The sequence below is a fragment of the Amycolatopsis sp. WAC 04182 genome (assembly GCF_003947465.1).
Taxonomy (GTDB): Bacteria; Actinomycetota; Actinomycetes; order Mycobacteriales; family Pseudonocardiaceae; genus Amycolatopsis.
Map to the genome: position 1 here is coordinate 216,889 of NZ_QHJJ01000010.1, position 11,189 is coordinate 228,077.

The following is an 11,189-nucleotide window of genomic DNA, read 5'->3' on the forward strand; positions in this document are numbered from 1 at the left end:
TCAGGCGCGGTTCTCGGCGGTCAGCCGTTCCAGGACACCGACGATCTCCGTCGGCCCGGGCGTGGCCAGCCAGCCCCGCCGCAGAGCCGCCGCGCCTTCGGCGTGGGACGGCTCCTCCAGCACGCGGCGGACGCGATCCCGGATCTCCTCCGCGCTCTGCTTCTGGTGATCGATGCGGAAACCGGCACCGTGCCGGGTGACCACTTCGGCGGTCTCGGTGGCGGTGAGCTGCTTCTGGCAGTCGAACCGCCATTCGATCCCGTCCTCGGTCGGCTTCCCGTAGCACCGGACGGGCTCGTCGGTGTCGCAGATCAGTTGCGGCACCCCGAACGCCGTCGCCGAGGCGAAGGTGCCGGTCGAGCCGTGATGGATCAGCGCGTCACAGGTCGGCAGCAACTGGTTGAGCGGGATGTAGTCCACGGCGCGGACGTTCGACGGCACGCCTGCCGGGCGGTCGGCGAGCTGGTTCTTGTCGAGGGTGGCGATCACGTCGACGTCGAGATCGGCGACGGCGTCGAGCAGCTTCGCCGTCCGGCCCCAGTCGCCCTTCATGAACTTGCGGACCGAAACCCCCAGCGACAGGCCGATCCTCGGCCGATCGGAGGGAGCGTGCAGCCAGTCCGGCGCCGGCGCGGCGCCGTTGAAGGGCACGTTGCGCACCGACACCGACGGGACCCGGCTCGGCAGCCGGAGACCGTCGGGGAAGGGATCGACCGTCCACTGGCCGAGCAGCAGCTCCTCGTCCAGCGTGAGGCCGAAGTGCTCGGCGAGCGGACGGACGGTCGCGGTCAGCGGATCCTCCGGCACGTCGACGCCTTCGGCCCGCCGCCGCGCGATGCGGTCGAGCACGAAACCGGAGTAGTCGGGGGCGTTCAGCACCCGAGCGTGCGCCGCGCCGGAAACCCGCGCCGCCACGGCGCCGCCCGGGAGCCACGGATCCCACAGCACCAGATCCGGCCGCCACTCGACGGCGAAGTCCACCAGCGCCAGCACGTCCTGCCGGGGCTTCGGCGGGTGGTAGTCACGAGCCGCGAGCACCTGGAAGCAGTGGAACATCTCCCAGACGTGCAGGCCGGCGGCGTCGAGGTCGAGCACCTCGGAGAACCGCGCGGTCTCCGCCTCGGTCGGCAGCAGATCCAGCCAGCCCGGATGGCCGCGGTCGTGCACCGCGAGCGGCTCCGGCTCCCCGCACACCGCCGGGATCAGCCCGGTGGCCGTGACCACCCGGTCGAAATCGACCGAGGTGATCCCGGTGTCCTGCCCCGAAGGCGCGGCGATGCGCACCTCGTGTCCCGCGGCCTGGAGCGCCCAGGCGTAGGAGACCAGCGGCAGGAAATGCGCCGGTGCGGGGAAAACGCAGAACATCACCCGCATCGTGTTCCCTTTCCGTGTCAGAACTGTTGTCGCGCAAGCATTCCTGCTCTATCCTCGGACAGGAGCACCCGCCGGGACGTCTCCACGTTTGCGGCGGAGATTCAGACCGGTTTCGTCGCGTAGATCATGAAGATGTCGGAGGCCGAAAGCTCGGTCTCCTGTTCGGTCTCGCAGGTGAAACCGCGTTCCTTCAACAGGGTCAGGACCTGATGCAGCCGATCGTCGAAGTCGTGGATCTCCATGACGACGTTGCGGATGCGGCCCCAGTCCGGCTCCTCGATCCCCGCCAGTACTTCGATCTCGCTCTTCTCCACGTCGATCTTCAGCAGATCCACGTGCTCGACCGCGTGCTCTCGGATCAGCGCGGACACCGTGGTCGTCCGGCAGTCGATATAGGACAGCTTGTGCCGGGACTCGGCGACCGCCTCGGCCTGAGCCGGGGAAAGCCCCCGCTCCACCAGAAGACGGCGCGCGAGCTCCGTCTCACTGTCCTGGTCGGCGTAGAACCCCGACTCGGCCGTGGCGTTCGGGTAGTACCCGAGCCGCCGCGTGCCCTCCCGGTCCGCCAGCGCGACGTTGTGCGTGACCCCACCGCGCACGTGCCTGCGGAAGTTCTCCGTCAGCGCGGCGAACGGCTCCGGAGCGGGCTCCGCCGCGACGATGAACGCGTCCGGGAAGGTCTCCGCGAAGAACATCGAAGCCATGCCGATGTTGGCCCCGATGTCGAAGATCACTTCCGGCGTGGGATTCGGGAACCCGTCACGGAGATAGGACCGCTCGACGAAGATCTCCCGGTAGAGGAACGCGGCCTCGCCCGGATCGACCTGCGCGACTTCCCACCCGTTGGGCAGCCTTCGCAGCGGCATGCCGTCACGCCGCTTTACGGCTGCGGGAAAGCACGTCCTGGGTGAACGTGGCGAGATCCGGGTCCTCGAAGAGGTCGCCGATGTCGAGGGAGACCCCGAACTCGGCCTCGATCCGCTCGACGACGAAGACCGCGGTGACCGACTGCCCGCCCAATTCGAAGAACGTGTCCTCCTGGCGGATCTCCTGGACGTCCAGCACGTCCTTCCAGATCGCCTCGATCCGACCGGCGGCGCTGACGTTCTCACTGGTCATTTCTGCTCCCACTTTCGACGTGTACCTGCTCGGAGACGGGCGGCCGCCCGGTATCGGTGGCCGGCTTGGAATTGCGAAGGACACGGAGGATCATCGACGGGCGCATCAGCGCCTGCGGCGGATCCACCAGACCGGCGACCCGGAAGAAGGCCTCGGTGACCCGGGGATCGCGTGTCGCCGCGGTGTGCAGCTTGCCCATGTACGCGTTGCCCATGCGGACCTTCAGCGTGCGCGGCCCTTCCACACCGGGGAAGTTGAGGTCGCCGCCCGCCGAGATGTCCCACGGGGAGTCGATCAGCGGCGCGATCGCGCGGAAGAACTGGATCGCGTCCGGCTCGATCCCCTGGGCGAGCTGCTCCCGCAGCACCGTCGCCTCCAGCGCGGCGACCGTCATCCCCTGCCCGTAAACGGGGTTGAAGCTGCACACGCCGTCGCCGATCACGAGGAACCCGCGCGGGAAGTCGACCAGCCGCTCGTAGCGGCGCCGCACACTGGCCGGGTACTTGAAGGTGACCGGGTCGTCCAGCGGTTCCGCGTGTTTGACGGCCTCGTAGATCTCAGGCGCGGCAAGGGTTTTCGCGAAGGCGAGGAAGCCTTCGGAGTCGGTCGGCGGGTGGTCGCCGCGCATCCCGGTCAGCGACAGCATCGAGCTGCCGTCGTGGAGCTTCGGGAAGAACGCGCCGCGCGGGTTGTCGAGCGAGGCCACCGGGTTGATCGAAAGGTCCGCGCCGTACGGGTCGGAGTCCAGCAGGAACCTCCGGGTCGTGTAAGCGAGGTTGATGACGATGCGGTCCTCTTCGGGCGGGGCGAAACCCAGCTCCCGCAACCAGACCGGCGACCGTGAGCCGCGGCCGGTCGCGTCCACCACGAGATCGGCGGCGAGTTCCTCGACTTCGCCGTCGTCCCCGGCGATCGTCACCCCGATGATCCGGCCCTGGCCGCCGGTGCGCAGGCCGCGCACGGCGAACGGCGTCTTGAAGCTGACCTGGGGCAGCGCCGCGACACGGGTGCGCACGTGGGACTCGAGCACCGGCCGGGTCGACGAGACGCTCATCAGCCCGGACCGGGCCGGCGCCAGCCGCTGCCCGTTGAAGTACCAGCGCAGATCACCCGCGAGGTCACCGGCGGGCACGTTGGACGCGGCCAGTTCACCGTCCAGACCGGGGAAGAGCTCCTGCAGGATCTGCTGTCCCTTGGCGAGCAACGCGTGCGCGTGCCGCCCCTGGGGCACACCGCGGCGTGCCCCTTCGACTCCCTCGACCTCGTCCCGGTCGACGATGACGACACTCCGGTAGGACTCCGACAGCACCCGCGCCGTCAGCAGTCCAGCCATGCCAGCGCCGAGCACGACGGCCCGGTCTCCGATCAGTTGCCCCATCCGGATTCGCCTCCACCCTTGGCCGTTCGACCGGCCGTTCCTTGGTCCGGGCAGACTTCACCCGCGATACGGTGCCCAGTTGGTCGTGCTGTCGCCGGCGGCTCAGCCGCGAGTCGGCACCGAGTCGGGCGACTGGCCCGCCTCCACCTCGTCCCCCGCTTCGGTCCCCGCCTCTTCGTGGTCGACGGGCCGGACGTTCCGAAGCAGGAAGGCGGCGAGCGCCCCCAGCGCGAGGAAGAGGAAAACGCTCAGCCCGGCGATGGTCGTCAGGCCGCTGGTAAAGGCTTCGCGCGCGGAATCGAGCAGCGAAGCGCCGACGGCGGGCTCGAGCTCGCCCGCGACCGTGACGGCACCGCTGATGCTTTCTTCCGCGGCACCCGTGGCCGGCGCGGGAACGCCGTCCGGGATGAGCAAGGTGCTGCCGTACACCGCCGCGCCGATGCTGCCGAACACGGCGATCCCGCCCGCGACACCCAATTCGCCACCGGTGGCCGAAAGCGACGCCGCGGAGCCCGCCTGCTCCGGCGGGGTCGAGTCCATCACGAGGTGGTTCAAGAGCGCGGAAGCCGGCCCGACACCGAGATAGCCGATGCTCACGCCGATCACGAGCAGCGCCAGCCCGTCGGCACTGTCCACTTGGGTCAGCAGGAACTGTCCCACCGCCGAGACCGCGAGCCCGGCGGCGAGCACGTAACCCGGCCGGAAGCGCTGGGCGAGCTTCGGCGAGACGTTGATGCCGATGACGAGCGCCGCGTTCGGGACGAGCAGCCACAGCCCGGCCTGCAGCGGGCCGAATCCCTCGACCGTCTGCAGATAGAGCGCGATGTACAGCCCGGTGCCGCTCTGCACGGCGCCCACGATCAGCCCGATCAGCACCGCCGCGCTCAGCTGGCGGTTGCGGAAGAGTTTGAGGTCCAGCAAGGGATCTTCGAGCCGGCGCTGGCGGAGCACGAACAGGGCCGCGGCGGTCGCGCCGATCACGATGGCGACGATCGGCAGCACGACACCGGCGCCCGTCCTGGTCAGCTCCTTCAGGCCGTACACCAGCGGCAGGATCGCCAGCAGCGACAGCGCCACGCTGCCGAGGTCGATCCGTCCCGACTCGGGTGCGCGGCTTTCCGGCAGCAGCAGCGGTCCGGCGATCAGGAGGATCGCCAGCAGCGGCACGGCCATCAGGAACACCGAACCCCACCAGAAGACCGAAAGGAGGATGCCGCCGACGACCGGGCCGAGCGCGACGCCCGCCATGAACGCCGTCCCCCAGATGGCCATCGCGACGCCCATCTGCCGCGGCACCTGGAACATCGTGCTGATCAGGGCCAGCGTCGAGGGCAGCAGGGTCGCGCCGGCGAAACCGAGGATCGCCCTGGACACGATCAGCATCTCGGGGCTGCCGGAGAAGGCGGCCAGCACCGACGCGGCACCGAACCCGGTCGCGCCGATCAACAGGAGTTTGCGCCTGCCGATGCGGTCACCGAGTGTGCCCATGGTGACCAGGAAACCCGCGATCAGGAACCCGTAGATGTCGGTGATCCACAGCTGTTCCGTGGCACTGGCGCCGAGATCGGCGGCCAGATGCGGGAGCGCGAGGAAGAGGACGCTGATGTCCAGCGAAACGAGCATGGTCGGCAAGGCCAGGACGGCGAGGCCTATCCACTCGCGGCGCCCGGCGGCTCGGGGGGCAGCTGTATCCATAGTCACTCCCCCACTATGGGCGCGTCGTCCGGCCGCACGCACCTTCAGACTTGCGGCTCCGTCCGGCCTTGTCCGCAAAGGAAAAGTAGCCCTGAACAGGTGAGAACGTATGTGCTGGAGCGGCAGCGTAATCGCACTTGGAGGGATACATGCGCCCGATCCGCAGAACGCCGGACGGCCGCGTCGTCGTGCGCGTCTGGTTCGCGGACTACCCGTTCCAGACCTACGACGGCAGGCCGTTCCTCGATCCCGTCCGGGATCGAGGCGAGGAATTCGGCCGGGCGCACCCGGACTACCTGATCGAGGTGACCGGGCATCCCTTCCCCGCGATGGCGGAGGAGGTCGCCCGCGCCGCCGAACCACCCGACGTGGCGGGCTACTACGCCAGCGCGAGCAGGCTCGCCCTCGACACGCTCGACAAGGACGGCCTGCCGATGTTCACCTCGGTGGAGCGCGCGATCGCCGGACGCGAGGAGATCCTCGGCGAACCGGTCGTCCTCGACGACCTCGAACCGGCCTTGCGCGAGGCCTACACCGGAAGCGGCGGAGAACTCCTGTCCCAGCCGTTCAGCGTGACCACTTTCCTGGTGTACGCCAACATGGATCTGCTGCGCGCGGCGGGAGTCACCGAGATTCCGCGGACCTGGGCCGAAATCGAGGCCGCCTGCCGGAAGATCGGTCCCGGTTCGATCACCTGGCCGATCCACGGCTGGCTGATGCAGCAGGCCGTCTCCTCCCAAGGCGGGGTTTTCGCCGACAACGGGAACGGCCGCGACGGCCGCGCGAGCCGGGTCGAGCTGGACTCTCCGGAGATGCTGGCGTGGGTGGAGTGGTCCCGCCGCCTGCACAAGGACGGGCTCTACCACTACACCGGGACCCAGGGCGACTGGATGGGGAACTTCCAGGCGTTCGCGAGCGGCCGGACGGCGTTCGTCGTCGATTCGTCGAAGGCCGCGTGGGATCTCGTGCGGACGGGACGCGACCAGGGTTTCGAGGTCGGCGTCGGCCCGATGCCGCGCAACGAGAACGCGCCTTACGCCGGGAATCCGGTCTCGGGTGATTCCCTGTGGCTCGCCAGGGACATCGACCCGGTCACCCGGGACGGCGCGCTGGCCTTCCTGCAGTACCTCGCCAATCCGGTCAACGCCGCCGCCTGGCATCGCGCGCACGGTTTCGTGCCGGTCACCGGGACCGCGGACTTCCTGCTGGCGGACGAAGGCTGGTTCGACGAACACCCGTACCAGCGCGCGGGCACCGAGCAGCTCCGGGCCGGCGACGGCTCGGCCGCCGCGCGAGGACCGGTCATCGGCCCGTCGGCCGGGGTGAACGCGGCGATGACGCAGGCGCTGGAGGACGTGCTCGTCCGGGACGCCGTTCCGGCCGAACGGTTCCGGCAGGCCACCGGAGAGGCGCAGCGGCTGCTCGACGACTACAACGCCGACTGCGACGTGCCGCGTACCCCTAATTCCCTTTCGATCGGCTGAGAGCGGGCGAAATGGTGTCCGAACTGGTCCACGAGCTCGTCCGCGCCCACGCCGACCGGACGCCGGAGGCCGCGGCGATCCATGGGGAGGGCGGGAATCTGTCCTATCGGGAGCTGGTGGACCGCGCCGCCGCGGTGACCGCCGCCCTCGGTGGCACCGACGAAGCGGTCGCGGTCCGCCTGCCGCAGGGCGAGACGCGGATCGCGGCGCTGCTCGGTGTGCTGGGCGCCGGCGCGCACCTGTCCTGGCTCGGCACCGGCGATCTCGGCGAGCGGGGCCGGGTGATCCTCGGCGATCTCCGCCCGGCGTACCTGCTGATCGACGGCGACGGCGCGGACGACGCGCTGGCGTCGTGGTACCGGGACGAGTGCGGCGGCAAACTCGTCGACGCCGGCGGGCTCGGCCCCGAAGGGCTCGCGGCACCGTCCACAGTGGAACCATCCGGCCGGGCCTACGTCGCGCACACCTCCGGGTCGACCGGCGTGCCCAAGGGCGTGCCGCAGACGCACGCCGCGTTCGCGCAGTTCACCACCTGGTTCGCCGCGGAGTTCGGCATCGGCCCGGGATCCCGGGTCGCGCAATGGGTCACCCCGGAACACGACCCGGCGCTGATCGAACTCTTCGCCACCTTGGTCGCGGGCGGAACCGTCCACCCGGTACCGGATGGCGTCCGGGCGCATCCGGTGAAACTGGCGGAATGGCTGGGAGACAACGGGATCACGCATCTCCAGACGATCCCCAGCTTCGCCGCAGAGATCGTGCGCGCGATCGAAAAGCACGACCTCGCCGCCCGGCTGACGTCGCTCGAACAGTTCGTGCTCATGGGCGAAGCCGTCTCCGGTGACCTCGTGCGCGGGCTCCGCGCGGCGTTGCCCGCCGCCCGGCTGGTCAACCTCTACGGGCCGACCGAGACGATCGCGGCGACCTGGCATCCGATCACGGAGCCGGACACCGAGGCCGTCCCGATCGGGCGGGCCATCCCCGGACGGCGGATCCTCGTCGTCGACGAGCACGACCGGCCCTGCCCCGACGGCGTCACCGGCGAGATCGTCGTGCTGAGCCCGTACGTCTCCCCCGGGTACACCGGCGCCGCCGCCGACCGGGACGCCGCCTTCCGGCCGCTGCGCACGGAATCCGGGCTCGGCGAAGGCGTCCGCACCTACCGGACGGGCGATCTCGCCCGCCGCCGCGCCGACGGCGCGCTGGAATTCCGCGGCCGCAGCGACAACCAGGTCAAGGTGGCGGGCCACCGCATCGAACTCACCGACATCGAACTGACCCTTTCGGCGCAGGAGACGATCGTCGAATGCGCCGTCGTCGCCAAGACCGACCACCACGGCCTGGCGGCCCAGCTGGTCGCCTATGTGGTGCCCGCGCCCGGCGCGGCACCGGATGGACGGCCGCCGCGGGCTTGGCGGACGGCACTGCGTGAACGGCTCGGGCGGGACATGCCGCCGATCCTGTTCACGGTCCTGCGGGAACGACTCCCGCGCAACGCCATCGGCAAAGTCGACCGGCGGCGACTCCCGGCACCAGAAAGGCGATGAACATGGCTGAGCTGCAGCACGTGGGTCCGGACGCGGATCTCGACCACGTCACCGAGATCATGGAACGCGACGGCGCGATCATCATCGAGAACTTCGCGGATTCCGAGACGCTGGCGGGATTGTGGGATGACCTCGGCCCCGATCTGCAGGACTCCGACTACTGCGAGGTCGGCTACGACGGCCACCGCACGCGTCGCATCTCCTCGCTGTTCGCGCGCACCACGCGGCTGACGCCGATCGTGACCCAGCCGCTCTACCTCGGCGCGTCCCGCCGCCTGATCCAGAAGCCCGTCCCGATCTGGATCGGCCGGTCGCAGATCGAGATGACGCCGAGCATCCAGATCAGCGCCAGCCAGGCGATCCAGATCGACCCCGGCCAGGGCAAGCAGCCCCTGCACCGCGAGGACACCCTGTACCTGCGCCCGCACCCCGGCCCGGTGATCCGGATGCAGCTCATGCTCGCGATGAGCGACTTCACCGCGGAGAACGGCGCCACGCTGGTCATCCCGGGCAGCCACCTCTGGGACGACACCCGCGCCCCGCGCTACGCCGAGTGCGTGCCCGCCGCGATGCCCGCCGGATCGGGCCTGATCTTCCAGGGCGGCACCTACCACAGCGGCGGCCGCAACGACACCGACAAGCCACGCACCGGGCTGACACTGTCGCTGGACCTCGGCAGCCTGCGGCAGGAGGAGAACCAGTACCTCGCGGTGCCCAAGGAAAAGGTGCTGGCGTACCCGGAGGAGGTGCGGCGGCTGCTCGGCTACGACCGCTGCGCGCCGGGCGTCGGCTGGTTCGAACTACAGGATCCGCACATGGTCCTCGAACACGACGACATCGACGCCGCCCGCGCCGCCGCCGACCAGCTCGGCCTCAACGCCGCGGCCTGAATCGCCTGTCCCGCACGGTATCGAGGGTGGGGCGAACGTGGCGTGGTGGGTCACCGTGTCGCGAAAGCCACTTTCGGGACATCAGACGTCGCGAAAGTGGCTTTCGCGACACGTCCCGGCTACGAAACGACACATTCGCCTTTCCTCCCAACGTAATCGGCAATCAGGAAGTCGTGATCCGGCCTGGCCGCCAGCGACGATGGTGGTCAGGCCTTCCCCTGAACGGAAAGAGGTGGAGAACCGGTGAGTTCGCCGCAGTACGACGTCATCGTGGTTGGAGGAGGGCCGGCCGGTTCGACCGTGTCCACCCTCGTGAGCAAGGCCGGACACCGGGTTCTCCTGCTGGAGAAGGAAAAGTTCCCCCGCTACCAGATCGGTGAGTCGCTGCTGCCCGCGACGGTCCACGGCGTGATCCCGATTCTCGGCGTCGAGAAAGAGGTCGCCGAAGCCGGCTTCACCGTCAAGCGCGGTGGCACGTTCAAATGGGGCAAGCGCCCGGAGCCGTGGACCTTCGAGTTCGCGGTCTCCAGCAAGATGCCCGGCCCGACGTCGTTCGCGTATCAGGTCGAGCGGATGAAGTTCGACGACATCCTGCTGCGCAACGCGCGCAAGCACGGCGTCGAGGTCCGCGAGGAAAGCTCCGTGGTCAAGGCGATCACCGACGAGACGGGCCGGGTCCGCGGCGTCCACTACAAGGATTCCGATGGCAAGGTCCACGAGGTGTTCGCGCGCTACGTCGTCGACTCCTCGGGCAACACGAGCCGTCTCTTCAAGGCGTCCGGGGCGGAGCGCCACTATTCGCCGTTCTTCCGGAACCTCGCGCTGTTCACCTACTTCGAGGGCGCCGGGCGGCTTCCGGAACCGAACGCGGGCAACATCTTCAGCGTCGCCTTCGAGCACGGCTGGTTCTGGTTCATCCCGTTGAGCCCGACCCTGACCAGCGTCGGCGCGGTGGTCCACCAGGACTCCGCCGAACTGGTGCAGGGCGACCCCGACGAGGCGATGCGGCGGTTCATCGACGCCTGCCCGCGGATCAAGGACATCCTCGGCGACGCCAAGCGGATCACCGAGGGACCGTACGGTTCGTACCGCGTCCGCAAGGACTGGTCGTACTGCAACTCCCGCTTCTCCGGCCCGGGCATGGTGCTGGTCGGCGACTCGGCGTGCTTCGTCGACCCCGTCTTCTCCTCCGGCGTGCACCTGGCCACCTACGGCGGTCTGCTGGCCGCACGGTCGATCAACGGCTGCCTCGCCGGAACGGTCGACGAGGAAGCCGCCTTCGCCGAGTTCGAAAAGCGTTACCGGCGCGAGTACGGCCTTTTCCACGAGTTCCTCATCGGGTTCTACGACATGAACAAGTCCGAGGACTCCTACTTCTGGCAGGCGCGCAAGGTCTCCGAAAGCGCTTCGACCGACGTCGAGGCCTTCGTGGAACTGGTGGGCGGCGTCGCTTCGAACGATCTCCGGCTCACCGCCGACGACCTCGCCGCGACCGTCGAATCGGTGGAGCACAAGCCCGGCGGGGCCGCGAACGGAACGGTCCTCACCCGGATGCTCAAGGCGGGCGCCGGCCTGCAGGGCAGGGCGTTGCTCGGTTCCAGGTCCGGCGAAGGCGCGGCGCTCGAACCCGGTGGCCTCCGTGCCTCGGACGACGGGCTGAGCTGGGTCCGTTCCTGACGGACCAGAGTCCGGAAAGCACTGT

Annotated in this window: 9 protein-coding genes; 4 read left to right on the forward strand and 5 right to left on the reverse strand. The window is 69.4% G+C overall.

Going from position 1 to position 11,189, the window contains the following annotated elements:
* The 5 genes from DMH01_RS40660 to DMH01_RS40680 form a co-directional block, all read right to left on the reverse strand.
* Positions 1 to 1,365 (reverse strand): nucleotide disphospho-sugar-binding domain-containing protein, encoded by a 1,365-nt coding sequence (locus DMH01_RS40660; RefSeq protein ID WP_199745810.1) that lies wholly within the window; start codon positions 1,363 to 1,365, stop codon positions 1 to 3.
* A gap of 110 nt (positions 1,366 to 1,475) precedes the next feature.
* On the reverse strand, positions 1,476 to 2,240 hold the full coding sequence (locus tag DMH01_RS40665; protein WP_125684513.1) for an FkbM family methyltransferase: 765 nt from the start codon (positions 2,238 to 2,240) through the stop codon (positions 1,476 to 1,478).
* 4 nt (positions 2,241 to 2,244) lie between these two features.
* On the reverse strand, positions 2,245 to 2,493 hold the full coding sequence (locus DMH01_RS40670; protein WP_034324473.1) for a phosphopantetheine-binding protein: 249 nt from the start codon (positions 2,491 to 2,493) through the stop codon (positions 2,245 to 2,247).
* A complete protein-coding gene (locus tag DMH01_RS40675) occupies positions 2,483 to 3,871 on the reverse strand; it encodes an NAD(P)/FAD-dependent oxidoreductase (protein ID WP_125684515.1) in 1,389 nt (462 codons plus the stop codon). Before DMH01_RS40675 ends, DMH01_RS40670 begins: the two co-directional genes overlap by 11 nt.
* 102 nt (positions 3,872 to 3,973) lie before the next feature.
* Positions 3,974 to 5,566, reverse strand: a complete 1,593-nt coding sequence (locus tag DMH01_RS40680) for an MFS transporter (RefSeq protein ID WP_125684517.1) — start codon at positions 5,564 to 5,566, stop codon at positions 3,974 to 3,976.
* A 149-nt stretch (positions 5,567 to 5,715) separates the two neighbouring features.
* Between DMH01_RS40680 and DMH01_RS40685 the strand changes: the two genes are divergently transcribed.
* From DMH01_RS40685 to DMH01_RS40700, 4 genes are all read left to right on the forward strand, one after another.
* On the forward strand, positions 5,716 to 7,050 hold the full coding sequence (locus tag DMH01_RS40685; protein WP_199745811.1) for an extracellular solute-binding protein: 1,335 nt from the start codon (positions 5,716 to 5,718) through the stop codon (positions 7,048 to 7,050).
* An 11-nt stretch (positions 7,051 to 7,061) separates the two neighbouring features.
* Entirely contained in the window at positions 7,062 to 8,597 is a 1,536-nt protein-coding gene (locus DMH01_RS40690) for an amino acid adenylation domain-containing protein (RefSeq protein ID WP_125684519.1), read from the forward strand.
* Positions 8,598 to 8,599: 2 nt separating this feature from the next.
* Complete coding sequence (locus DMH01_RS40695; RefSeq protein WP_125684521.1) at positions 8,600 to 9,487, forward strand: phytanoyl-CoA dioxygenase family protein; 888 nt, start codon at positions 8,600 to 8,602, stop codon at positions 9,485 to 9,487.
* Between the two features lie 243 nt (positions 9,488 to 9,730).
* Positions 9,731 to 11,164 (forward strand): tryptophan 7-halogenase, encoded by a 1,434-nt coding sequence (locus DMH01_RS40700; protein WP_125684523.1) that lies wholly within the window; start codon positions 9,731 to 9,733, stop codon positions 11,162 to 11,164.
* Positions 11,165 to 11,189 lie beyond the last annotated feature (25 nt).